Source organism: Burkholderia sp. BCC1047 (genome assembly GCF_902833155.1).
In the GTDB taxonomy this organism is placed as follows: domain Bacteria; phylum Pseudomonadota; class Gammaproteobacteria; order Burkholderiales; family Burkholderiaceae; genus Burkholderia; species Burkholderia sola.
In genome coordinates this window covers 39546-63266 of sequence record NZ_CADFEH010000040.1, presented here as the reverse complement: position 1 = coordinate 63266, position 23721 = coordinate 39546, and the positions used below count along the sequence as shown (strand labels likewise).

Here is a 23721-nt window from a genome sequence, read left to right as displayed (position 1 = left end):
TCAATCCATCGCCGCATGCGCGACGTCGACGCTCGCCGCTTTCTGCGGCGGGCGGATCAGCCGCAACAGCGGGATCATCAGCAGCGTCGCGACGCGCGAGATCTTTCCGCAGATGCTGGAGGTGGGCGATACCGCCGCCGATGACGGGCTGCGCGGCTTCACGCCCGACGAGCGCGATACGCTGGTGCGGCTGACGGTACGCCGGCGCGCGGGTCAACCGGCCAGCGCCGCGAGCGTGTACGCCGCAACGTAGAGCCCCACGCCGTACGACAAATGCGTGACGAGGCTGCGCCGGCGCGCGACGCCCGGCTGCGGCGTGCGCGACGCCGCGATGCCGAAACCGAACGCCGGCTGCATCACGAAAAACGGCGCGGCCACGCTCGCGAGCCCGGCGACGAGGGCGGGAAGCGGCGTCGGCGCGTCGATCCACGCGGGGCCGGCGATCAGCACGGGCAGTGCCGCGAACGCGATGCCGATCGCGTAATGCGCGACCCATCCGAGCACGCGTTCGCCGGGCACGGGCGCGGCGGCGACGATCGACGCATGCCGGAACCGGCCATGCGTCATGTGGCCGAGCCAACGGCCGACCAGCGCGTAGTCGAGCGACGGAATGCCGAACGCCCGCCGCCGGAACAGCGTCCACAGATCCATCACGAGCGTGGCGCCCGCGCCGATCAACAGCAGTTTGAGGAGGGCATCGGGCGTGCTCATCGCGCCCCTCCACAGCGGGCGGTGATGGCGATGCCGTACAGCGGAATACGACGCGGTTTCAACGGTTTCATGACGGTCGGGGCTTGTCTTCGTGGAGTCGGGCGACTATCTTGCAACTTCAAGTTCACTTGAGGTCAAGCATGAGCCGACTGGACATTGCGGACGTCGCGCGGCGCACGGGATTGCCCGCGTCGACGCTGCGCTACTACGAAGAAAAGGGGCTGATCGTTCCGATCGGCCGGCACGGGCTGCGGCGGCAATACGACGAGTCGGTGCTGGAGCGCCTGGCGCTGATCGCGCTCGGGCGGGAGGCCGGGTTCTCGCTCGACGACATCCTCGCGATGGTCGGCGCGGAGGGCCGGCCCGCGATCGACCGCGCGAAGCTCGACGGCAAGGCCGACGAGCTCGATCGCACGATCCGCCGTCTCGGCGCGGTGCGCGACGCGCTGCGGCATGCGGCCGTGTGCCCGGCCGTGAACCACCTCGAATGCCCGTCGTTCCAGAAGCTGTTGCGCATTGCCGCGCATCGTCATCCGGCGCGCCGCGCGAAGGCGGAAGGTGCGTAGGCGGCGAGCCTGCGCGAAGCGGGCGGTGCGGTAGCGGTTCGGAGCGGTGCGGCAGGAGAGGCTACGTGGCGACGTAACGGGTTCGACCCGTCGAATCGCGAAAAGGCGACGCGGCCTGTGCCGCCTTCGACGTCAGCGAAACCGCCGACGCCTGCATCACCCTGCGTAATACACGCGGCATTCCATCTCGCGCCCGCGCACGACCCGCTTGCCGGCGAGCGCGCCGTACGTTCCGGTGAACACGGTGCGCTGGTGCTCGCACTGCACGGCGTCGTAGAAGTAGAGCGACACCCAGTCGGTCGGGCGCCCGGCTTCCGGCGTGCGCATGGCCGCATGCTGGCTCAGCACCGTGAAATGCCAGCCGCCCTTGGTCATGTGCATCACGGGCGGCGGCACGTAACCGTCCGCGTTCAGGCGCCGGTGCGCGAGCGTCGGCAGCACGCCGGCGGCCGCCTTGTTGCGGTACTGGCGATCGATGTAAAGCAGCAGTTCGACGGGCGGCTCCGTGCCGGGGCCGGCGTGTCGCATATGGCCTTGCCAGCGCCGGCGGCGGCTCAGCACGTCGTCGAGCGCCGCGCGGATGCCGACCGCGCGTCGCGGGCCGACGCCCGCGATCGTTTCGAGCTGGCCGTTGCGGGCCGCGCGTTCGAGTTCCTCCAGCGTGTCGATATGCAGCGCATCGTGAATGCGCAGCGCGAGCGCGTGGCCGATGCCCGGCACCGCTTCGAAGGCCGACGCGCGTTCCGCGTCGCCGCGCAGGCGGTCGAGCTGGCGCCAGCGCCCCGTCACCAGCAGCTCGGCGATCGCCTGCGCGACGCCCGCGCCGATGTCGGGCAGCGCGCCGAGCGCCTCGACGCCGCCGGTTTCGAACACGGTACGGATGTCGCGGTCGAGCGCGTCGACCGTATCGGCCGCCGCACGGTACGCGGCGACCCGATATGGGTTCGCGCCCTGGTCGACGAGCCACTGCGCGGCCTCGCGCAGGCAGGCCGCGACAGTCCGGTTTTCCTCGTACGTCTGGCTGACGGTCGACTGCATGGCAAGAGACCCGGAAAGCACAAACGGAATGGACGCGGCGAGCGATGCGCCGGTCGGCTGTCAACCATTGTCGCGACGCGCGATGAAGAAAACTTGATGCGCGTCAATGGCAAACGTAACACAGGCGCGCGGCGCACGGTCGTGCCGGAGTGCGGCATGACCGTGCGCCGCGCGCGATGCGGTTACGCGTCGAGAAACGACTGCGCGTTCTCGGCCTCGGCGGCCGTACGCAGCGCGGCGAGCGCCCGTTTCTCGATCTGCCGCACGCGCTCCCGCGACATCCCCGCATCCTGCGCGATCGCGTCGTAGGTGTCGGGCTCGGCGCCGCCGAGGCCGAACCGCCGGCGCAGCACGTCGGCCTCGGCCGGCGTGACCGAACGCAGCAGCGCCCGTACGCAGTCGCGCATGCGCGTGTCGGCCAGTTGCTCGAACGGGCTGGCCGATGCCTGATCCTCGATCAGCTCCACGAGGCCGGTGTCCGCGTCGGGCAGCGGCGTGTCGAGCGAAACCGGCTCCGCAGGCAACGCGAGCACCGCGCGCAGCTTGCCTTCGTCGAGGCCGGTTTCGGCCGCGAGTTCGGCCGGCGTGGCCCGCCGGCCGGTGCGCTGCCGAAAGCGCAGCGCATGCCGCTGCACGCGCTGGTACTGGTCGCCGACGTGCACTGGCACGCGAATCGTGCGCGAACGATCCGCGACCGCGCGCGCGATCGCCTGGCGGATCCACCAGGTCGCATAGGTCGAGAACTTGAACCCGCGCCGGTATTCGAATTTCTCGATCGCGCGCATCAGGCCGAGGCAACCGTCCTGCACGAGGTCGGACAGGTCGACGCCGCGGTTCAGGTACTTGCGCGCGATCGACAGCACGAGCCGCAGGTTCGCCTCGAGCATCGCACGCGTCGCGTCGCGGACCTTTTGCTGACCGTCGCTCAATGCGGCTGCGAGTGCGCGCCGTGCGACCGCGTCGAAGCATGCGGCGTCGGCCGCCGACGGGTCATCGCGGGCGGTGGCGAGTGCGCGCACGGCACGACTTGCGTCGTCGACGGCCGGTGCGACCCACGCGAGCGAACCGAGCAGGGTCGCCACGTGGTTGCGCGCGTCGCGGTATTCGGCCGAACGGCTGCCATGCGTATGCAACGCGTCGCGCAATGCCGACGCCGCTGCGTGCAGCGCGTCGTAGCGGGCAGGCGCGGACGTTTCGCGATCCTCTTCATCGGGCGATCCGGTTGCACCCGTCGCGCGATGGCGCTCGAGCAGCGCGTCGACCGCGGGCGGATAGCCGGCAATCGCATGCAGTATCTGATGGCGGCCCGTCTCGATCTCGCGGGCGAGCACGATTTCGCCTTCGCGCGTGAGCAGCGGCACCGCGTGCATGCGCCGCATGTACAGCGCGAGCGGATCGGTCGACGCGCTCGTGCCGCGCGCGAGGTCGCCGAGCATGGCCCGGCCTTCGTCGAGCGCGTCGCGATCGACCTCGACCGGCGCCGCGCCGGCGAACGGTGCAGGCACGGCGGGCTCGTCGAGTACCGCGATGCCGATGTCGGCCAGCGCGGCGCGCACGACCTCGAGCGCGTCGGGGCTGTCGCTTTCGGGCGGCAGCGCGTCGACGAGGTCGGCGTGCGTCAGATAACCCTGCTCGCCGGCAAGGGCCAGCAGCTGGATGATCGGATCGAGCGGTGTGTCCGCCCGGGGAGTGGGGCGTGGCGTAGTCATGTCGATGGCGGCGCGAGCCGCGTTCCTGTCAGGGCGGGCCGAAGCTCGCCGGTTTGCGGTTGCCGGTGGACCGCGGACGCCCGTCCGCGCCGGTCAGCCCGACATCGTCCAAGTTGAGGGCATTCGCGCCAACTTCAACGCCGGCGCCGCGGACGGGCCAGCACGCGGCGTGCCCGCGTGGCCGTCCGGCGCAGGAAACAAAAAGTAACCGATCATACGCGCGGAAATCTGCGGGGGACGTAAGCTAGAGTCAGGCGCGCGCCCGGCGGCGGCGCGCGGATTCTGCCGGAGTACGAGATGAACCCGATTTCCGCCGCGAGGCCCGCCGTCGTCGCGCTGGCCGCATTGACGCTGGGTGGCTGCTACTACACGAGCCCGTACGGTTATGCACCTTATTACGCGCCGGTGCCCGCCACGGTGACGCAACGCGAGATCCCGGCCGCACCGGCTGCGTCCGGTCCGGCCGCGTCGACCGTGCCGCAGGCGCAGGTCGACGCCGGCACGGCGGTGCCCGTGTATGTCGCCCCGGCCTACGTGCCGCCGCCGTATCCGTATTACTACCCGGCGTACTACTCCGGCTGGTACGGGCCGCCCGTGACGATCGGCTTCTGGGGCCGCTGGGGCGGCGGATACTGGGGCGGGCGCGGCGGGTACTGGCATCGTCCGTGGGGCGGCGGGCATTGGGGTGGCGGCCACTGGGGTGGCGGCCATCGGCACTGACCGGCGCGCGGCGGCGCGGGAGAGCATCATGAGGAACACGATTGTCCGAAGTCTGTGCATCGTCTTGGCCGGCCTCGCGGCCGCACCGGGCGTCGCCGATGCGCAGAGCAGCGCTTATACGAATTCGCCGGCCGAGCTGTATGCGGGGCCGGCGCCCGATTACCCGGTGGTCGCGCAGATTCCGCCCGGCACCGCGCTGGGCGTATTCGGCTGCCTGAGCGACTACACGTGGTGCGACGTCGCGCTGCCGGGCGTGCGCGGCTGGATCGATGCGCAGTTGCTCGACTATCCGTATCAAGGCAGCTACGTGCCGTTGCTCGAGTACGGCGCGATCATCGGCGTGCCGGTGACCGGATTCGCGATCGGCGCGTATTGGGACCGTTATTACCGGCACCGCCCGTGGTATCCGGACCGCGACCGCTGGGCGCGCCGTCCGGAGCCGAGGCTCGGCCCCGGCGGCATGCCGCCGGCGCAAGGGCGTCCGCAACCGGGCGCGCCGATGCAGGTCGCGCCGGGCGGCCCGCCGCCCGTGCATGACACGCGGCCGTCGGCGACGCGCGGCGGCTGGAACGGTGCGAACCGTATGCCGCCGCCGGCCGCGCCGACGCCGATGCCGGGTGGGGCGGGTAATGCGCGTCCGGCGAGCCCGGCGCCAGCGCCGACGCCAATGCCGGGCGGGATGGGTAATGCGCGTCCGGCGAGCCCGGCGCCAGCGCCAACGCCGATGCCGGGCGGGATGGGCAACGCACGTCCGGCCGGCCCGCCGCCGGCCGTGCTGCGGCCGCCGCCCGCGCCGGGCGGCGAGGCCCGCACGATGCCGCCGCCGGTGCGGCAGGGCGGCGGCGGTTATGCGCAGCCGCAGGGCGGCGGAAACGGTGGCGGTAACCGCGGCGGCGGTGGCGGCGGCCCCGACGAACGCCGGCACTGACCGCGCCGGTGCCGCGGGTGCTCCGGCACCGGACGAAAAAAAGCCGCTCCGGAGAGCGGCTTCGGGATCAGGCAAGCGGGGGCGAGGTCACGCGCTACCGGTCGCCCGCAGCCCGCTGCGTCAGTCGTCGAGCAACGACGGATCGCGCACCGCGCCCTTGTCGGCCGACATGACGAGCTTCGCGTATGCCTTCAGCGCCGCGGACACCTTGCGCGGACGCGGCTGCGCGGGCTTCCAGCCCTTCGCGTTCTGCTCCTCGCGGCGGCGCGCCAGTTCCTCGTCCGACACCAGCACGTCGATCGTGCGGTTCGGAATGTCGATGCGGATCCGGTCGCCGTCGCGCACGAGGCCGATCGCGCCGCCCGCTGCCGCTTCCGGCGAGCAGTGGCCGATCGACAGACCCGACGTACCGCCCGAGAAACGGCCGTCCGTCAGCAGCGCGCACGCCTTGCCGAGCCCCTTCGACTTGATGTAGCTGGTCGGGTAGAGCATTTCCTGCATGCCCGGGCCGCCCTTCGGGCCTTCGTAGCGCACGATCACCACGTCGCCGGCCTTGACCTTGTCGTTCAGGATGTTCTCGACCGCTTCGTCCTGCGATTCGGTCACGTGCGCCGAGCCTTCGAACACGAGGATGCTTTCGTCGACGCCGGCCGTCTTCACCACGCAGCCGTCGAGCGCGATGTTGCCCGTCAGCACCGCGAGGCCGCCTTCCTTCGAGAACGCATGCTCGTACGAGCGGATGCAGCCTTCGGCGCGGTCGAGGTCGAGGCTCGGCCAGCGCGTGTTCTGGCTGAACGCGACTTGCGTCGGAATCCCGGCCGGGCCGGCCTGGTAGAACGTGCGGACCGCTTCGTCCTGCGTGCGGACGATGTCCCACTGGTCGAGCGCATCCTTCAGCGTCGGCGCGTGCACGGTCGGCACGTCGGTGTGCAGCTTGCCGGCACGGTCGAGCTCACCGAGGATCGCCATGATGCCGCCCGCGCGGTGCACGTCCTCGATGTGGTACTTGTTCGTGTTCGGCGCGACCTTGCACAGCTGCGGCACGATGCGCGACAGGCGGTCGATGTCCTTCATCGTGAAGTCGATGCCGGCTTCACGCGCGATCGCGAGCAGGTGCAGGATCGTGTTGGTCGAGCCGCCCATCGCGATGTCGAGCGTCATCGCGTTCTCGAATGCCTTGAAGCCGACCGAGCGCGGCAGCACGCGTTCGTCGTCCTGCTCGTAGTGCTGGCGCGTCAGTTCGACGATGCGGCGGCCGGCGCGCTTGAACAGTTGTTCGCGGTCGGCGTGCGTGGCGACCACCGTGCCGTTGCCGGGCAGCGACAGGCCGAGCGCTTCGGTCAGGCAGTTCATCGAGTTCGCGGTGAACATGCCCGAGCACGAACCGCAGGTCGGGCACGCCGAGCGTTCGACTTCGGCGACGTCCGCATCCGAATACGACTGGTCGGCCGCGATCACCATCGCGTCGACGAGGTCGAGCTTCTTCAGTTCGATGGCCTTGGTGACCGGGTTCGCGAGGCGCGTCTTGCCGGCTTCCATCGGGCCGCCCGACACGAAGATCACCGGAATGTTCAGGCGCATCGCGGCCATCAGCATCCCCGGCGTGATCTTGTCGCAGTTCGAGATGCACACCATCGCGTCCGCGCAGTGCGCGTTCACCATGTATTCGACCGAGTCGGCGATGATGTCGCGGCTCGGCAGCGAATAGAGCATGCCGTCGTGGCCCATCGCGATGCCGTCGTCGACCGCGATCGTGTTGAATTCCTTCGCGACGCCGCCCGCGGCTTCGATCTCGCGCGCGACGAGTTGGCCGAGATCCTTCAGATGCACGTGCCCGGGCACGAATTGCGTGAACGAGTTGACGACCGCGACGATCGGTTTCGAGAAATCGTCGTCTTTCATGCCGGTGGCGCGCCACAGCGAGCGCGCACCTGCCATGTTGCGGCCGGCGGTGGAGGTTTTGGAACGGTAAGTGGGCATGGTGATGGCTGAAGAAATATCGCGGGAAAAGGGTGGAGGCTCGGGGAATAATGGCCTCTCTCGCGCCCGTGCGAACAACCTCTTGAGCTGCGCCCTGGGCAAACTCCGCGATTATCCCACAGCCGCCGGGCGGGCGGCGCCGGCGGGCAAGGCCAGCCGGCGCGGGTGGGGCGCGGCGGGCAGCGCGTAGGCAAACGAAGCGCGGCGCGAAGGCGCGAAGACGGATTGGCGGGAACGCGCGAAGTCGGAAGCCGGCCATCGCCAGCGGAGCCCGGCAGCGGCTTCATCGCCCGTCTTGCCGACGATGAAGCCGTGCCATGCCGTCCGCAATCGCGCATCAATCGAGCAACGTCAGGATCTCGTCGTACAGCGCCTTCGGAATCCGCACCCCATTCGCGATGCTGCGCGCGCGGGCGTCGAAGCGCCGTTGCGACGGCAGCCGCGCGCCCTGCGCGACGATCGATTCGAACATCCGCTCGCCGCGCGCGAGCCCCGCGTCGAGATCGTCGCCGAGAAACACCTTCGGATCGAACGCGATCACGAGTTCGCCGTGGCACGGCGTCGCGCCGACGCCTTCGTCGAAGTCCATCGATTCCCGGCTCGTCATGTCGCCGATCAGCGCGCCGCCGAGCAGCTCGACCATCGCCGCGAGCGCCGACCCCTTGTGGCCGCCGAACGTGCGCATCGCACCTTGCAGCGCGGCCTTCGGATCGGTGGTCGGCTGGCCGTCCGCGTCGATCGCCCAGTGCGGCGGAATCGCCTTGCCCTGTTTTGCGTGCAGCTCGATGTCGCCGCGCGCGATCGCGCTCGTCGCGAAATCGAACACGAACGGCTCGCCGCCCGGGCGCGGCCACGCGAACGCGATCGGGTTGGTGCCGAACACGGGCTCGCGGCCGCCTTCCGGCGCGACCCAGCTATGGCTCGGGTTCATCGCGATGCCGACCAGCCCTTCGGCCGCGATCGCCTCGACCTCGGGCCACAGCGCGGAGAAGTGATAGCAGTGGTTGATCGCCATCGCGGCGATGCCGTGCTGCTTCGCCATCTCGACCAGCACGGGCAGCCCGGTTTCGAAGCTCAGCAGCGAGAAGCCGCGATGCGCGTCGACCGCGACGATCGACGACGACAGCCGGCGCAACGTCGGCACGGCCTGCGGATCGACCTTGCCTTTCTTCAGCGAGCGCACGCAGACGAGCAGCCGGTACACGCCGTGCGAATGGCATTCGTCGCGCTGGCCCTGCGTGATCACGTTGGCGATGGCGCGCGCATGCGCGTCGGACATCCCGTGGTGCGTCAGCACGCGCAGCGCGAGCGCGCGGACTTCGTCGAGCGACAGCACGACTTCGGCGGTGCGCTCAGACATGGCTCACCTCGCGCGGAGCCGGCACGCCGTCGATGCGTTGCGGTACGTGCAGCGGATTGCTGCTGCGGAGCGCGTCCGGCAGCAGCGCGTCCGGCACGTCCTGGTACGACACGGGGCGCAGGAAGCGCTCGATCGCGCGCGCACCGACCGACGTCGTACGCGTGTCGGACGTCGCCGGGAACGGGCCGCCGTGCACCATCGCGTGGCCGACTTCGACGCCCGTGCCGAAGCCGTTGACGAGAATGCGGCCGGCCTTGCGTTCGAGCGTCGGGCGCAGCGCGGCGAACAGTGCCGCGTCGCCGTCGGCGAGATGCGCGGCGATCGTCAACTGGCCTTCGAGCGATTTCAGCACGCGATGCAGCGTGTCGGCGTCCGCGCAGCGCACGATCAGCGACGCGGGGCCGAACACTTCGTCGCGCAGTTCGGGGTGCGCGATGAACGCGTCGGCGGAGGTCGCGAACAGCGCCGCGCGAGCCTGATGGCGACCGCCGTCGACGCCTTCGGCCAGCCGTTCGACGGCCGAGTGATCGCGCAGCGCCGCGACGCCTTGCGCATAGCTCGCGTGGATGGCCGGTGTCAGCATCGTCTGCGCGGCCACGGCGCGCACGGCATCGGCCGCCGCGGCTTCGAACGCGCGCAGCGCGGGGCCGTCGACCGCGAGCACGAGGCCCGGATTCGTGCAGAACTGGCCGGCGCCGAGCGTGAGCGACGCGACGAACTGCGATGCGATGGCGTCGTGACGCGCATCGAGCGCGGCGGGGCACAGCAGCACAGGATTGATCGAGCTCATTTCCGCATAGACCGGAATCGGTTCGGGGCGTGCGGCCGCGATATGCATCAGCGCCACGCCGCCGCGACGCGAGCCGGTGAAACCGACGGCCTTGATGCGTGGATCGGCGACGAGCGCCTGGCCGATCTCGCGCGATGCGTCGAACAGCAGCGAGAACACGCCGGCCGGCATCTCGCATTCGCGCGCGGCCTGCTGGATCGCGCGGCCGACGAGCTCCGACGTGCCCGGATGAGCGGAATGCGCCTTGACGATCACCGGGCAGCCAGCCGCCAGCGCCGACGCCGTGTCGCCGCCGGCCACCGAGAACGCGAGCGGGAAGTTCGACGCGCCGAACACGGCGACGGGCCCGAGCGCGACGTTGCGCAGCCGCAGGTCGACGCGCGGCAGCGGCTTGCGCTCGGGGCGTGCCGGGTCGATCCGCGCGTCGAGAAAGCCGCCGTCCCGCACGAGCGACGCGAACAGCGCGAGCTGGCCGACCGTGCGGCCGCGTTCGCCTTCGATGCGTGCACGCGGCAGCCCCGTTTCGACGACGCAGCGCTCGATCAGCTCGTCGCCGAGCGCGATGATGTGGCGGCCGACCGCGTCGAGGAACGCGGCGCGCGCTTCGAGCGACGTTTCGCGATAGGTATCGAACGCGTCGTCGGCGAGCGCGCACGCCGTTTCGAGGTCGTGCAGGCTCGCGCCGCCGAACGCCGGTTCGAGCGGTTCGCCGGTTGTGGCGGCGAGCGCATGGAGGGTGCCGTTCTGTCCGGCGACGGCCGACTGGCCGATCAGGAGCTGACCTGTGAGTTGCATGTTTTTCCTCGAAAAAAGCAGGGCCGGGCGTGGGGCGCCCGGCCGATGGAAGGGGAAAGGGTGCGGGCGCGTCAGTCCTCGTCGTCGTCGAGTCGCAGCTTGTCGGCGCGCACGCCGGTGTTCGCGCCCCAGTAGTAGATGACGAGCGCGACGGCCGCGACGACGACCGTGTCGTACGGATGCGCGAGCCGGCCCGTGCCGCCGAAGCCGCCGAGATACGACAGCACGATCATCGCCGCATAGAACGCGATCAGCCACGCGGACGAACGCACCTGCTCGGCGAGGCTCAGGTGCGCGGTCGGCACCCAGCGGCGGCACGCGAGATAGACGACGAACATCGCGATTTGCAGCCCGAGCAGCCAGGACACCGTGCTCCAGCCCGACCAGTAGACGATCAGCGCGGCGATCACGAACGACGCGGGGCCGGTGAGGCCGAACGCGCTGGCGCGGAACGGCCGCGGCAGGTCGGGCGCGGTGCGGCGCAGCGCGGCGACCGACACGGGCGCGACCGCATAGCTCAACACCAGCGCGGCCGACACGATGTTGATCAGCGCTTCCCACGACGGGAACGGCAGCGTCCAGAAGATCGCGAGGCCGAACGTGAGCCACAGGCCCGCGCGCGGGATGCCCGACGCTTCGTCGACGCGCGTGAACACCTTGAAGAACGTGCCCGTTTTCGCCCAGCCGTAGACCACGCGCGGCGTCGCGTTCATGTAGATGTTGCCGCAGCCGCTCGGCGAGATCATCGCGTCGGCGACGACCATCACCGCGAGCCAGCCGACGCCGAGCGCGAGCGCGAGCGCGATGTCGCGGTACGGCAGCGAGAACGCCTTGCTCACGTCGTGCCAGCCGGCGGCGAGCATGTCGGTGGGAATGCTGCCGATGAACGCGAGCTGCAGCAGCACGTAGATCAGCGTCGACAGCAGGATCGACAGGATCAGCGCGATCGGGATCGTGCGCTGCGGATTGCGCACCTCGCTCGCGACCGACACGATCGGCGTGAGCCCCAGATACGCGAAGATGATGCCGCCCGCGGACACGGCCATCTCGATGCCCGGCATGCCGAACGGCGCGAAGCCGTGCACGGTCAGGTTCGCAGGCTTGAAGAACGTGAACAGCACGCCGATCACTGCGAGCGGCACGATGAACTTGAAGATGCTGATGATGTTGTTCGCCTTCGCGAACGTCTTCACGCTCGAATAGTTCAGGTAAAAGAAGAAGCAGAGCAGGGCGGCCTGCACGAGCCAGCCGAGCGTGGTCGGGTCGCTCGATCCTTCGACCGTCAGGCCTGGAAACCACGCGGCCGCGTACTGGCGCGCGGCGACGACTTCGATTGCGATCAGGCTCGAGAACGCGATCAGCGTGATGAAGCCCATCAGGTAGCCGAGCAGCGGGCCGTGCGAGAACACCGGGTAGCGCACCACGCCGCCCGCGCGCGGCAGCGCGGCGCCGAGTTCGCAGTAGACGATGCCGAGCAGCAGCACGGCGAAGCCGCCGAGCAGCCACGAAAAGATGCCGGCCGGGCCCGCGATCGTCGACACGTGACTCGCGGCGAACAGCCACCCCGAACCGAAAATGGCGCCGAGACCGATGAACGTGAGATCGGTCAGCGACAGCTGTTTCTTGAACTTGCCGTGACCCGCGCCGGGGTGCGCGGAACGGGAAAGCGGGACAGACGGGTGTGCATTGCCTTGGCCTGGCATGGGCGTGTCTCCTGGGGGGAATATCGGCACAGGCTCGAGGTGCGCCGCGCTCCGACGGAGCAGCGGCGCCTGCCTGTCGGCCGGCAACGCCCGGTTCGAGCGACCGGGGCGGGCTGCGGGACATTCACGCGCGGCGCGGGCTGGCGCCGGGGGCGAACGGGCCCGCAGGCCATGCCGGACCGGAGACGGCGGCGCGCAGGCGAAATGCCCGCGCACCGCCGCCGCAGAGGCGTCGATCAGAGACCGACGTCGGGCAGCGCCGGGCGCGTGTCGAGCGCCTTCGCGACGATGGCCTTTACTTCCGCGAGCGTATCGCCTTGCAGCGCGAGGCGCGGCGGACGCGTGACCGCGCTACCGCGGCCGACGAGTTCTTCGCACAGCTTGATGCACTGCACGAGGTCCGGGCGTGCGTCGAGGTGCAGCAGCGGCATGAACCAGCGATACAGCGCGAGCGCTTCGTCGAAGCGTTTCTGCTTCGCGAGGCGGAACAGCGTCTCGCCTTCCTTCGGGAATGCGTTCGACATGCCCGATACCCAGCCTTCGGCGCCGACCGCGATGCTCTCGACCACGACGTCGTCGAGGCCCGCGAACAGCACGAAGCGATCGCCGACCGCATTGCGCAGGTCGATGAAGCGGCGCGTATCGCCCGACGAATCCTTGAAGCAGACGATGTTCTCGCAATCCTGCAGCGCGATCAGCACGTCGGGCGTCACGTCGTTCTTGTAGATCGGCGGGTTGTTGTAGACCATCACCGGCAGGTCGGTGCTCGTCGCGACCGCGCGAAAGTGCGCGGCGGTTTCGTGCGGCTTCGCCGAGTAGACGAGCGCGGGCATCACCATCACGCCGTCGACGCCGACGCGCTGCGCTTCGCGCACCGTGTTGCGCGCGAATTCGGTCGTGAATTCGGCGATGCCGGCGATCACCGGAATCTTGCCGCCGGCCGCGTCGCGTGCGGCTTCGATCACCTGGAGTTTCTCGCTCGTCGACAGCGACGTGTTTTCGCCGACCGTGCCGCAGACCACGAGGCCCGACACGCCGTCGTTCACCAGGTTCTTGACCACGCGGTGCGTGGCGTCGATGTCGAGGGAAAAGTCCGGCTTGAACTGGGTGCTGACGGCCGGGAAAACCCCGGTCCACTGAATGGCTTTGCGGCTCACTGAAATCTCCTACGTTCGTATCGGTCGGCCGACGGGTGTGTCGGTGTGGCAACCAGTATCGCCGCGCAAACGCCCATCACGCTTGAGTCGTATCGCGGAGCAAAATGACGAAATCGGCACAGCGGCCGGCAGGGGCGCGAAGGGCGCGTCGCACTATGCCGATTTCGTCGTCGTCCTCATCGAAAAGCCACAAGCGGACGGACGCGCGACGGAGGAAGCTATGCTCCTTTCCCCACTTCGGACAGCTCATGATGAAGCGCATCCAGATCATCGATTCGCACACGGGCGGCGAACCCACTCGGCTCGTCGTGTCCGGCTTTCCGTCGCTCGGCAACGGCACGATGGCCGAGCGCCGCGACGTGCTCGCGCGCGAGCACGACCGTTATCGCACCGCGTGCATCCTCGAGCCGCGCGGCAGCGACGTGCTGGTCGGCGCGCTGTTGTGCGACCCGGTGTCGGCGGACGCGGCGGCCGGCGTGATTTTCTTCAACAATAGCGGCTATCTCGGGATGTGCGGGCACGGCACGATCGGCGTCGTGCGCACGCTGCATCACATGGGACGCATCGCACCCGGCGTGCACCGGATCGAGACGCCGGTCGGCACCGTCGAGGCGACGCTGCACGACGACCTGTCGGTCAGCGTGCGCAACGTGCCCGCGTATCGCCATGCGCAGGGCGTCGCGCTCGACGTGCCGGGATACGGCCCCGTGAAGGGCGACGTCGCGTGGGGCGGCAACTGGTTCTTCCTGATCAGCGACCACGGGCAGCGCGTCGCCGGCGACAACGTCGCGGCGCTCACCGCGTATGCGTCGGCCGTGCGCGAAGGGCTCGAACGCGCGGGCATCACCGGCGCGAACGGCGGCGAGATCGATCACATCGAGCTGTTCGCCGACGATCCCGCGCACGACAGCCGCAGCTTCGTGCTGTGCCCGGGCCTGGCCTACGACCGTTCGCCGTGCGGCACCGGCACGAGCGCGAAGCTCGCGTGCCTCGCGGCCGACGGCAAGCTCGCGCCCGGCGTCGTGTGGCGGCAGGCGAGCGTGATCGGCAGTGTGTTCCACGCGAGCTACGAGCTGGCCGACGGCGGCATCGTGCCGACGATTCGCGGCAGCGCGCACCTGAGCGCGGAAGCGACGCTGCTGATCGACGAAGACGATCCGTTCGGCTGGGGCATCGGGTCGTGAGCGAAACGAAGACCGACGTCGTCGTGATCGGCGCCGGCATCGTCGGCGCGGCGTGCGCGCACGAACTCGCGCAGCGCGGGCTGCGCGTGCTAGTCGTCGACGACGCGAGCGGCGGCGCGACCGGCGCGGGCATGGGGCACCTCGTCGCGATGGACGACAACGCGGCCGAACTTGCGCTGAGCCATTACTCGATCGGACTGTGGCGCGCGTTGAGCGGCGAGATGCCCGACGGCTGCGCATACCGCAACTGCGGCACGCTGTGGCTCGCGGCCGATGCGCACGAAATGGATCTGGCGCGCGCGAAGCAGGCGACGCTCGCTGCCCACGGCGTGGCCGGCGAGCTGATCGACGCGGCGGCGCTCGCGCGACTGGAGCCGATGCTGCGCGCGGACCTCGGCGGCGCGCTGAAGATTCCGGGCGACGCGATCCTCTATGCGCCCGTCACCGCGAACTGGCTGCTGCAGCGCGCGCCGCGCATCACGTTGCGCCGCGAGCGGGCCGTCGCGATCGACGGCCCGAGCGTGACGCTCGCGAGCGGTGACGTGCTGCGCGCGGAGCGTGTGGTCGTCGCGAATGGCGTCGCGGCGCGTACGCTGCTGCCCGAACTGCCGCTGCGCCCGAAAAAGGGCCATCTGCTGATTACCGACCGTTATCCGGGCCACGTGTCGCACCAGCTCGTCGAGCTCGGCTATGCGGCGAGCGCGCACGCAAGCGACGGCACGTCCGTCGCGTTCAACGTGCAGCCGCGGCCGACCGGCCAGTTGCTGATCGGCTCGTCGCGCCAGTTCGACACCGAGGACGCGCAGGTGGAGCCGCCGGTGCTCGCGCGGATGCTGCGCCGCGCGGTCGGCTATCTGCCGGATCTGGCCGACCTGAACGGCATCCGCGCATGGACCGGCTTCCGCTCCGCGAGCCCCGACGGCCTGCCGCTGCTCGGCGAGCACCCGGCGCGGCCGGGCGTGTGGCTCGCGGTCGGGCATGAAGGCCTCGGCGTGACGACCGCGCCGGGCAGCGCGCGGCTCGTCGCCGCGCTGATGGCCGGCGAGCGGCCGCCCATCGATATCGAACCGTATTTGCCGGGACGCTTCCTGAGCGCGTCCCTCGTCACCGGAGCGCTGACATGAAACGACCCCTACGCTCACTTTGTTCGCTGTCGACCGGAGTTGGCGCTTCAGCACGTACTCCGGTCCCATGCAACGCTCCCCCCGAGGGGGCGGTCAGCCGCCCACGGCCGGCTTTGCAAAGCCGGCCGGCTACGCAGGCGCAGAGCGATGTTCTGCGAATTCCCTGCTACGCCCTTGGCGCGGCCCGGCGGCGGAGGCTGACATGATCATTCATCTGGACGGCCGCGCGCTGACGGTGGCCGACGGCGCGACCGTCGCGGCCGTCGTCGCGGCGAGCGGCGACGACACGACGCGCGTGTCGTGCACGGGCACGGCGCGCGCGCCGTTTTGCGGGATGGGCATCTGCCAGGAATGCCGGATGACGATCGACGGCCGCCGCCGGCTCGCGTGCCAGACGCTGTGCCGCGACGGCATGCAGGTGGAGCGCACGCGATGAAACAGGAACGACTGAGCGTCGACGTCGCGATCGTCGGCGCGGGTCCGGCCGGGCTGTCGGCCGCGCGGGCCGCCGCGCGAAGCGGCGCGACCGTTGCGATCGTCGACGACAACCCGCGTGCGGGCGGGCAGATCTGGCGGCAGCCGGCAGCGGCTGTACCGACGCCGGCCGCCGCCGAACGGCTCGCGGTGCTGCGACAGCCGAACGTCACGCACCTCGCGGCGACCCGAATCGTCGCCGAAACGCAGCCCGGCACGCTGCTGCTCGAAGACGACGAACGCGGGCTGCTGCTCGATTTCCGGACGCTGATTCTCTGCTGCGGCGCCCGCGAGCTGCTGCTGCCGTTTCCGGGCTGGACCCTGCCGGGCGTGACCGGCGCGGGCGGTTTGCAGGCGCTGATCAAATACGGGCTCGACGTGCGCGGGCAGCGCACCGTGATCGCGGGCAGCGGGCCCCTGTTGTTGGCCAGCGCGACGACGGCCCGGCAGGCCGGCGCGCGCGTGTCGCACGTGCTCGAACAGGCTGCATGGGGCGACGTGGCCGGCTTCGGCGCGGGGCTGTGGCGCTGGCCGTCGAAGCTCGCGCAGGCCGCGAAGCTCGTTACGACCGCGTATCGGCCCGCTGCGCACGTCGTCGAGGCATTCGGCGATAAGCGGCTCGAACGCGTGCGGATCCGTCACGGCGATCGCGAATTCGACGTCGACTGCGACCGGCTCGCGTGCGGCTTCGGCCTCGTGCCGAACACCGTGCTGCCGCGTCATCTCGGCTGCCGGATCGACAACGGCGCGGTGGCGGTCGATGCGCACCAGCGCACGAGCCGCGAAGGGTATTTCGCGGCGGGCGAGTGCACGGGCGTCGGCGGCAGCGAGCTGGCGATGGTCGAAGGCGAGATTGCCGGCTATGCGGCGACCGGGCAGACCGAACGACTGGCCGCGCTGGTTGCACGCCGCGCGCACTGGCAGGCGTTCGCGGACGCCGTACGCGAGCGCTTCGCGATCCGCGAACCGATTCGCCGGCTTGCCCGGCCCGACACGCTGCTGTGTCGTTGCGAAGACGTGCGGTTCGATGCGGTCGCACAGGAACCGGGCTGGACGGCCGCCAAGCTGCAGTCGCGTTGCGGGATGGGCGCGTGCCAGGGCCGCGTGTGCGGCGCGGCCGCGCAGGCGTTGTTCGGCTGGACGCCGCCGGCGCCGCGCATGCCGCTCGTGCCCGCGCGGGTCGGCACGCTGATGCTCGACGGCACGGAATCCTGCGACCGCGCGTGACGCGTGCAGCGTCGCGGTGAAGCGGCCCGGTTCAGGCCGGGCCGCGTCTTTTACTCTTCCTCCACTTCGGATCGGCGACGCGATGCTGTCGACCGCGTTCGCCGTTGTTACCGCACGATGCGTGATCGCGGCGGTCGCGATGCTGGCGCTCGGCGTGGTTCACGCCGGTGCGGTACGCGCGGCAGCCGGCGATAGGTTGGCGGGCAAGCGGGCCTGACAGAAGGAAGGGGCGGCCGGATTGCCGATCCGGCAAGTCAGCGGGATACAACAATATATAAAATTATATAATATTAGTTCTTTAATCGTATCCCGCCCCGATGAACGACGATCTTCCCGCCGGGTTGCCCGGCCTCGATCAGATGCGCGCCGCCGCCGAATCGGCGTGCGCGCTCCTCAAGGTGATGTCGAATCCCGACCGGCTGCTGCTGCTGTGCGAACTGTCGCAGGGCGAGCGCAGCGTGAGCGATCTCGAGGCGCGACTCGACATCCGTCAACCGACGCTGTCGCAGCAGCTCGGCGTGTTGCGGGACAACGCGCTGGTCCGTACGCGCCGCGAAGGCAAGTCCATCCGCTATTCGCTCGACAGTCCGGCCGTGATCGCGGTGATGGGCGTGCTGTACGAACAGTTTTGCGGGGCGACCGCGAAGGAGGCGCGCGATGCAGGTTGATGCGCTTCATTTCACGCCCTGGCTGTCGCTGGCCGGCGGCGTGCTGATCGGGCTCGCGGCAGCGTGGCTCGTCGCGTTCAACGGCCGGATTGCCGGTATCAGCGGGATCGTGGGCGGCTTGCCGACGGCGGGCGGCGCGGAGCGCGGCTGGCGCGCCGCGTTCGTCGCCGGGTTGATCGCAGCGCCCATCGCGATGCGTTTCGTCGCGAGCGATCTGACGCCGCAGGTCGACGCCAATTGGCCAGAATTGCTGGCGGCCGGGCTGCTGGTGGGAATCGGCACGCGGTACGCGGGCGGCTGCACGAGCGGTCACGGCGTATGCGGGATATCGCGCGGGGCGTTGCGTTCGGTGGTCGCCACGGCAACCTTCATGGTCGCGGGCTTCGCGATCGTCTTCGTGCGGCTGCACGTGCCGGGAGGCTGACATGCAGGCAGGATTCGCGTTTCTGGCGGGGCTGCTGTTCGGCGTCGGCCTCATCGTGTCGGGCATGGCCAATCCGCAGAAGGTGCTCGGTTTTCTCGACTTGGCGGGCCGCTGGGATCCGTCGCTCGCGTTCGTGATGGCGGGCGCGATCGGCGTCGCCGTGTTCGCGTTTGCGTGGGCGAAGCGCCGGACACGGTCGTGGCTCGGCCTGCCGATGCAGTTGCCGGCATCGCGGGCGATTACCGTGCGCCTCGTTGCAGGAAGTGCGGTATTCGGCATCGGCTGGGGAATTGCCGGGTTCTGCCCGGGGCCCGCGATCGTGTCGATCGGCTTCGGGTCGGCCAAGGGGATCGGGTTCGTCGTCGCGATGCTGGCCGGGATGGCGTTGTTCGAGTGGATCGAGCGTCGGCGAACCGGGCGGTGATGCAGGGGCGCGCGTGCTGGGGGCGCATTCGATCGACACCTGCACCGGTTTCGCGAATAGTTGCGCGTGCAGCGCGACGTGACGATCGACGCGATTGCGCGGCATTTCCCGGCCGGCACGCGGATGAATCAGCCGCCGGGCGGGATGTTGCTGTGGATCGCGTTGCCGGCAGGCGTGCGCTCCGATGCGCTGTTCGACGCCGCGCTGGCGCATGGCGTCAAGATCGCGCCCGGTTCGATCTTCTCCAATTCGGACCGTTTCGACGGCTATATCCGGCTTGCCTGTACGCGCGTATTCGATGCGGCGCACGAGGCGGCGTTCGACACACTCGGCTGCCTCGTACGGGAAGCCATGGCGGCCGCGTAAGCGCGACGGCGGCAGCGGGCCGGATTTCCGAATACGCGAGTGCTCCGGCCGGACGCGGTACCGAAGCGGCAAGCCGCCGCCACTTCATCGGCCGACCGAATGCGTGGCGAGGTGCTGGCGGATCAGCGACAGATAACGATCGCCGACCGAGAAATCGCGTGCCGCGCGCGGCCGGGCGGGGGCCGGGCGCAGCGTGGCCGGCGCGCTCATGCCCAGATACCGGCACACGGCGGACGGAAAGGGCTTGCGCGTATGCCCGAGCTGACGCGCCGCGCGCTCGACGCGGGCATCGCCGACCTGGGCACGCAGCCACGCCAGCACTTGACGATCGGTTTCGTTGACGATACGGACCAGATGTTCCATCGCGCACCTCACTGTTCATAAATACAGTACTGGAAATATAACCAGTGTTTGAGTGAACCGCAAGCGCGGGCGCGTCGGCTGGCCGTTCGGCCAGGGTCAGCGCACCGGCGCGGCGGTGCGCGCGACCCGGGCGGCGGGAAGCGCAGAGGCGGCAGGCGCGGCCCGGCCGGTATAGCGCGCGTCGGTCAGCGTGCCGAGGAACGCGACGATGTCGTCGATTTCCGCGTCGGTCAGCGCGGGCGGCGTGCCGGGCCGGCGGTTCATCGGCGTCGAATTCACGTTGATGTTGCCGCGATAGGCGGCCGGCACGTCGTCGAACGTCTGGGCGCCGTGATACCAGAAGCCGGGATCGGTCGAACGCGTGTTGTAGAACGCGACCGCGTCGCGCAGCGTCGTGAACACGCCGTTGTGCATGAACGTCTGCTTGAGCGCGACGTTGCGCAGCCCCGGCGTGCGCAGGTAGCCGCACCATTGCGTCGGCTCGGGCCAGCGCAGCCGGCGCGCGGTGTCGCACAGCCCATTGTCGAAATGGCGCGGATCGCGGTTGGCCGGCAGCGCGCGGTTGCGCGGCACGGCGATCGCGTCGTAGCCGAAATCGGTGAACAGCGAGCGTTCCGGACGGCTCGACGTGTCCGACAGCGTATGGCAGGTCATGCAATTGCCCTTGTCCGGATTCCGGAACAGCGCGAGGCCGCGCATCTCGGCCGGCGCGAGCGGCTTGCGCGTGCGCAGGAATGCGTCGAAGCGCGACGTGAACGGCGCCATCTCGTCGCTCTGCAGATAGGCTTCGACGGCCGCGCCCAGCGCGCGCACCAGTTGCTCGGGATCGCGCCGCACCGGCGCGCCGAAGCGCGCGGCGAGATCGGGCGCGAGTTCGGTCGCATCGACCTTGCGCAGCAGCGCGGCCGGCGACCGGTTGTTCATCTCGTTCGGATCGAACAGCGGTCCGCGGATCTGTTCGGCGAGCGTATCCGCGCGACCGTCGCTGAACAGGCCGCCGAACGGCGACGGCGCGGGCGCATCGTCGTCCTGGTAGAAGTGGCGGCGCGGCACGTAGCGCACATACAGCAGCGACGGCGCATTGCGCTGGCTGAAGCGTCCGGGCCGGCTGCCTTCCGGCACGCCGGGCCCCACGAGCGATGCGGCCGACAGTGTCGGCGCGAACGCGCGGCCCGGATCGTGGCAGCCCGCGCACGACATGCCGCGCGGCTCGGACAGCCGCGGGTCGAAGAAGATCCGGCGGCCGAGCGCGACGAGCGTCGGGTCCGGCGCGAAGCGCGCGGTGGCCGCATCGATCTTGCCCGTCACCTGCGGCGTGCCGTTGCCGATCGTGTCGACGACGCGCGACGGCGGCGCGCCGGGGAGCAGCACCGTTTCGGCCGGCGCGGCGTGAACCGCGAGCGTCAGGCCGGCGAGCACGGTGGCGGCAAGCGTGTGCAGCGTCTGCCGGCCACGCTTGCCGCGGCCGTCGCATCGAACTTCTTCCGTCACGGCGCGATGAACCCCGTCTTGTCGCAGGCGAGCGTCCGGCCCGACTGATTGCACGACGCCAGCCGCTTGCCGGCCGCCGAATACGCATGGAACGTCCAGCCCGTCGCCGGCGCGGCGTTGCGCTCCATGATCAGGAAGCCGAAGCTGTTGTTGTGCGACAGCCGTTCGATCACCGCGCCCGGCGCGGGCGTCAGGCCGGCCGGGAACGGGTCGGGCAGCGCGACGTCGAGGTTGTCGCCGCCGTTGCCGGACACGATCGTCGCCGGGTGCCCGGACGAGAAGTTGATCGCCTGGAAATCGTGCACGTGGCCGTGCAGCGCGACGTGCACGCCCGGCGGGTAGTACGCCTGTGCGTTGAGGCTCGACATCACCGACTGCAGCGCGAGGTTGCCCGGCGCGGGCGTACTGCCGGCGATCGGCGCGAACGCGAGGATCGGATGATGGTTCGTGAAGATCGTCGTCGTGATGCCGGCCTTCGACGCGAGCGCCGCGACCGTCTGGAACTGCTTCTGGTAGATGCCGAACTGCGCGTCGGTGGTCTTCAGCGGCGTGCGGCCGACCTTCGCGGTGTCGAACACGATCACCTGCGAGCCACTGCCGAGCGACACCGCATAGGGTTCCGAATAGTTCGCGTTGTTGTCGTTGGCCGGATCGTCGCACGAGCGTGCGGCCGAATACGGGCGCGGGTCGAGGAAGCGGAACCAGCCCTGGCCCGCACGTGCGCATTCCTCGTGATTGCCGCGCACGACGACCCATGGCGCCTTCGCGAGCAAGGGCGCGGCCGGGCGGAATAGGTCGGCCTGCCACGTATCCCAGCCGTAGCCCCACGGGCTGTCCTTGCAGCCGGCGATATCGGGCGGGCACGCGTTCTCGCGATAGTGGTAGTCGCCGACGTGCAGCACGAGATCGGGCGACAGCTTCGCGACGCTGGCCGCGATCGTGTCGAGCGGCCAAACCGCGGCATCGTTGCATGCCTGCCATGCGTTGTCGGCCTTCTTCATTCGGCAGCCGGTGTCGGCGATGATCGCGATGCGCTGCGGCTGCGCTTTGGGCAGCGGCAGCGTGCGGCCCGCGACGCTCGCCGCCTGCGCGCCGGCCGGCAGCGTGGTTTCGCAGACGGACACCGGGAAGCTCGACGGTTTCGAATCGGCGGGGTCGCTGGCGGTCGGCCGCTGGGCGACGGTCGCGGCGCCCACGCGCAGCGCCATGCGCGAGACCTTGCCGTCGACGGTCAGTTGCGGGCACAACGGATCGCCGGCCGACGCGGGCGTGTAGTTGGTGATCACGCGCGCGATCGCCTGGTTCGCATCGCCGATCTCGACCCAGGCGGCCCGGACGTTGGCCGACGCGCTGGCCGGATCGTCCGGCGTATCGATGTGATTCGAGCACGCGGACAGCGCGGCGAGGGCAGCAAGGGGAGCGCAGCGCACGAGCAGGCCGCGCGTGAGGAATCGTCGCATGGGAGGGGCAGGCACCGTAGGAAAGTCGTCAACGATACGCAGCGCGAATGTAAGAAATGTGAAAACGGGGCGTGACGGGGCGCATACCGGCAGTCCTTGACTTCAAGCCGGCTTGAAGCAGCACAGTCCGGTTCGTGATCAATGAAACGGAAGGGGATCGACGATGGAAGCCAACCGGCCCAATGAAGCGCAATCCGCGCTATGGAACGGTCCGTCGGGGCGCGCATGGGTCGATGCGCAGGCGCTGCTGGACCGGATGTTCGAGCCGTTCGAAACGCTGTTGGCGGATGGCGCGGCAGCGTCGTCTGCCAGCAGCGTGCTCGACGTCGGCTGCGGCACGGGTGCGGTCACGCTCGCGATCGCGCGGCGGCTCGGCGCGAACGCGCAGTGCACGGGCATCGACATTTCGGCTCGAATGATCGACGCCGCCCGGGCGCGTGCCGAACGCACCGGCCTGCGCGCCCGGTTCGTGTGCGCAGACGGGCAGACGCACGTGTTCGAGCCGGCGAGCGTCGACCTGATCGTGTCGCGCCTCGGCGTGATGTTCTTCGACGACCCGGTACGCGCGTTCGCGAACCTGCGGCAGGCGGCGCGGCCGGGCGCGCCGATGCGGTTCGTCGCGTGGCGCGGCGCGGCCGACAACCCGTTCATGACGACGGCCGAGCGGGCAGCCGCGCCGTTGCTGCCGAGCCTGCCCGCGCGGCAGTCGGGCGTGCCCGGACAGTTCGCGTTCGGCGACCGGCAGCGGATCGCGTCGGTGCTGTCGGACAGCGGCTGGGCCGACGTTGCGATCGAGCCGGTCGACCGGGCGTGCATGCTACCGACGTCCGAACTGGACGACTACCTCGCGCGGCTGGGCCCGGTGGGCCTTGCGTTGCTGGAGACGGACGAGGCGACGCGGCGGCGCTTGATCGACACGATGCGCGCGGCGTTCGAGCGGTACGTGCACGGCGCCGAGGTGCGCTTCGATGCGGCGTGCTGGCTGGTGACGGCGCGCGCGCCGTCCGCATGACATATAGCGTGGAAGCAGCGGATGAGGAACGGCATGGCCGCCCGTTC

At 70.0% G+C, this 23721-nt stretch carries 23 protein-coding genes and 2 pseudogenes; 13 read left to right on the top strand and 12 right to left on the bottom strand.

The window, feature by feature from the left end:
• Window positions 1–105, bottom strand: a pseudogene (locus HWX55_RS30665) (multidrug transporter); the annotation flags it as partial.
• 108 nt (window positions 106–213) lie between these two features.
• Window positions 214–711, bottom strand: coding sequence for a DUF2938 domain-containing protein (locus HWX55_RS30660; protein WP_175978431.1), 498 nt, complete (start codon window positions 709–711; stop codon window positions 214–216).
• A gap of 140 nt (window positions 712–851) precedes the next feature.
• Between HWX55_RS30660 and HWX55_RS30655 the strand changes: the two genes are divergently transcribed.
• Window positions 852–1277, top strand: a complete 426-nt coding sequence (locus HWX55_RS30655; RefSeq protein ID WP_050010773.1) for a helix-turn-helix domain-containing protein — start codon at window positions 852–854, stop codon at window positions 1275–1277.
• A gap of 156 nt (window positions 1278–1433) precedes the next feature.
• On the opposite strand, the gene HWX55_RS30650 is transcribed toward HWX55_RS30655, so the two are convergent.
• Window positions 1434–2315 (bottom strand): helix-hairpin-helix domain-containing protein, encoded by an 882-nt coding sequence (locus HWX55_RS30650; RefSeq protein WP_175978430.1) that lies wholly within the window; start codon window positions 2313–2315, stop codon window positions 1434–1436.
• A 182-nt stretch (window positions 2316–2497) separates the two neighbouring features.
• Entirely contained in the window at window positions 2498–4024 is a 1527-nt protein-coding gene (locus HWX55_RS30645) for a sigma-70 family RNA polymerase sigma factor (RefSeq protein ID WP_175978429.1), read from the bottom strand.
• Between the two features lie 297 nt (window positions 4025–4321).
• Between HWX55_RS30645 and HWX55_RS30640 the strand changes: the two genes are divergently transcribed.
• Window positions 4322–4744, top strand: a complete 423-nt coding sequence (locus HWX55_RS30640; RefSeq protein ID WP_175978428.1) for a hypothetical protein — start codon at window positions 4322–4324, stop codon at window positions 4742–4744.
• A 28-nt stretch (window positions 4745–4772) separates the two neighbouring features.
• On the top strand, window positions 4773–5672 hold the full coding sequence (locus HWX55_RS30635) for an SH3 domain-containing protein (RefSeq protein ID WP_175978427.1): 900 nt from the start codon (window positions 4773–4775) through the stop codon (window positions 5670–5672).
• Between the two features lie 120 nt (window positions 5673–5792).
• Here HWX55_RS30635 and ilvD read toward each other — a convergent pair whose 3' ends face one another.
• From ilvD to HWX55_RS30610, 5 genes are all read right to left on the bottom strand, one after another.
• Complete coding sequence (gene ilvD, locus HWX55_RS30630) at window positions 5793–7652, bottom strand: dihydroxy-acid dehydratase (RefSeq protein WP_175978426.1); 1860 nt, start codon at window positions 7650–7652, stop codon at window positions 5793–5795.
• A gap of 337 nt (window positions 7653–7989) precedes the next feature.
• Window positions 7990–9012, bottom strand: coding sequence for an Ldh family oxidoreductase (locus tag HWX55_RS30625; protein ID WP_175978425.1), 1023 nt, complete (start codon window positions 9010–9012; stop codon window positions 7990–7992).
• Window positions 9005–10597: an aldehyde dehydrogenase (NADP(+)) gene (locus HWX55_RS30620; protein WP_175978424.1), complete on the bottom strand. Its 1593-nt coding sequence runs from the start codon at window positions 10595–10597 to the stop codon at window positions 9005–9007. The genes HWX55_RS30625 and HWX55_RS30620 overlap by 8 nt, the downstream gene beginning before the upstream one ends.
• A 71-nt stretch (window positions 10598–10668) precedes the next feature.
• The gene (locus HWX55_RS30615; protein WP_175978423.1) at window positions 10669–12300 is read right to left on the bottom strand and encodes an APC family permease; all 1632 of its coding nucleotides are present in this window, start codon (window positions 12298–12300) and stop codon (window positions 10669–10671) included.
• A 236-nt stretch (window positions 12301–12536) separates the two neighbouring features.
• Complete coding sequence (locus HWX55_RS30610; RefSeq protein WP_034205027.1) at window positions 12537–13457, bottom strand: dihydrodipicolinate synthase family protein; 921 nt, start codon at window positions 13455–13457, stop codon at window positions 12537–12539.
• Window positions 13458–13708: 251 nt separating this feature from the next.
• On the opposite strand from HWX55_RS30610, the gene HWX55_RS30605 reads away from it, so the two are divergent.
• From HWX55_RS30605 to HWX55_RS30570, 9 genes and pseudogenes are all read left to right on the top strand, one after another.
• Window positions 13709–14641 (top strand): 4-hydroxyproline epimerase, encoded by a 933-nt coding sequence (locus HWX55_RS30605; RefSeq protein ID WP_050011078.1) that lies wholly within the window; start codon window positions 13709–13711, stop codon window positions 14639–14641.
• On the top strand, window positions 14638–15765 hold the full coding sequence (locus HWX55_RS30600; protein ID WP_175978422.1) for an FAD-dependent oxidoreductase: 1128 nt from the start codon (window positions 14638–14640) through the stop codon (window positions 15763–15765). The genes HWX55_RS30605 and HWX55_RS30600 overlap by 4 nt, the downstream gene beginning before the upstream one ends.
• Before the next feature lie 202 nt (window positions 15766–15967).
• A complete protein-coding gene (locus HWX55_RS30595; protein ID WP_175978421.1) occupies window positions 15968–16201 on the top strand; it encodes a 2Fe-2S iron-sulfur cluster-binding protein in 234 nt (77 codons plus the stop codon).
• Window positions 16198–17466, top strand: coding sequence for an FAD/NAD(P)-binding oxidoreductase (locus HWX55_RS30590; RefSeq protein WP_175978420.1), 1269 nt, complete (start codon window positions 16198–16200; stop codon window positions 17464–17466). Before HWX55_RS30595 ends, HWX55_RS30590 begins: the two co-directional genes overlap by 4 nt.
• Before the next feature lie 82 nt (window positions 17467–17548).
• Entirely contained in the window at window positions 17549–17683 is a 135-nt protein-coding gene (locus tag HWX55_RS36380; RefSeq protein WP_279612706.1) for a hypothetical protein, read from the top strand.
• Window positions 17684–17783: 100 nt separating this feature from the next.
• Window positions 17784–18134 (top strand): metalloregulator ArsR/SmtB family transcription factor, encoded by a 351-nt coding sequence (locus HWX55_RS30585; protein ID WP_175978419.1) that lies wholly within the window; start codon window positions 17784–17786, stop codon window positions 18132–18134.
• Window positions 18124–18558 (top strand): YeeE/YedE family protein, encoded by a 435-nt coding sequence (locus HWX55_RS30580; protein WP_175978418.1) that lies wholly within the window; start codon window positions 18124–18126, stop codon window positions 18556–18558. Before HWX55_RS30585 ends, HWX55_RS30580 begins: the two co-directional genes overlap by 11 nt.
• A 1-nt stretch (window position 18559) precedes the next feature.
• Window positions 18560–18982, top strand: a complete 423-nt coding sequence (locus HWX55_RS30575; protein ID WP_175978417.1) for a DUF6691 family protein — start codon at window positions 18560–18562, stop codon at window positions 18980–18982.
• A gap of 21 nt (window positions 18983–19003) precedes the next feature.
• Window positions 19004–19348: pseudogene (locus tag HWX55_RS30570) on the top strand (PLP-dependent aminotransferase family protein); the annotation flags it as partial.
• 84 nt (window positions 19349–19432) lie between these two features.
• On the opposite strand, the gene HWX55_RS30565 reads toward HWX55_RS30570, so the two are convergent.
• The 3 genes from HWX55_RS30565 to HWX55_RS30555 all read right to left on the bottom strand — a co-directional run bounded on the left by HWX55_RS30565 (window position 19433) and on the right by HWX55_RS30555 (window position 22662).
• Window positions 19433–19711, bottom strand: a complete 279-nt coding sequence (locus HWX55_RS30565) for a hypothetical protein (protein WP_175978416.1) — start codon at window positions 19709–19711, stop codon at window positions 19433–19435.
• Between the two features lie 96 nt (window positions 19712–19807).
• Complete coding sequence (locus tag HWX55_RS30560; protein ID WP_175978415.1) at window positions 19808–21202, bottom strand: cytochrome c peroxidase; 1395 nt, start codon at window positions 21200–21202, stop codon at window positions 19808–19810.
• Window positions 21199–22662, bottom strand: coding sequence for a metallophosphoesterase (locus HWX55_RS30555; protein WP_175978414.1), 1464 nt, complete (start codon window positions 22660–22662; stop codon window positions 21199–21201). The genes HWX55_RS30560 and HWX55_RS30555 overlap by 4 nt, the downstream gene beginning before the upstream one ends.
• Window positions 22663–22825: 163 nt before the next feature.
• Here HWX55_RS30555 and HWX55_RS30550 point away from each other — a divergent pair, with 163 nt between their 5' ends.
• Window positions 22826–23674, top strand: a complete 849-nt coding sequence (locus tag HWX55_RS30550) for a class I SAM-dependent methyltransferase (RefSeq protein WP_175978413.1) — start codon at window positions 22826–22828, stop codon at window positions 23672–23674.
• Window positions 23675–23721 lie beyond the last annotated feature (47 nt).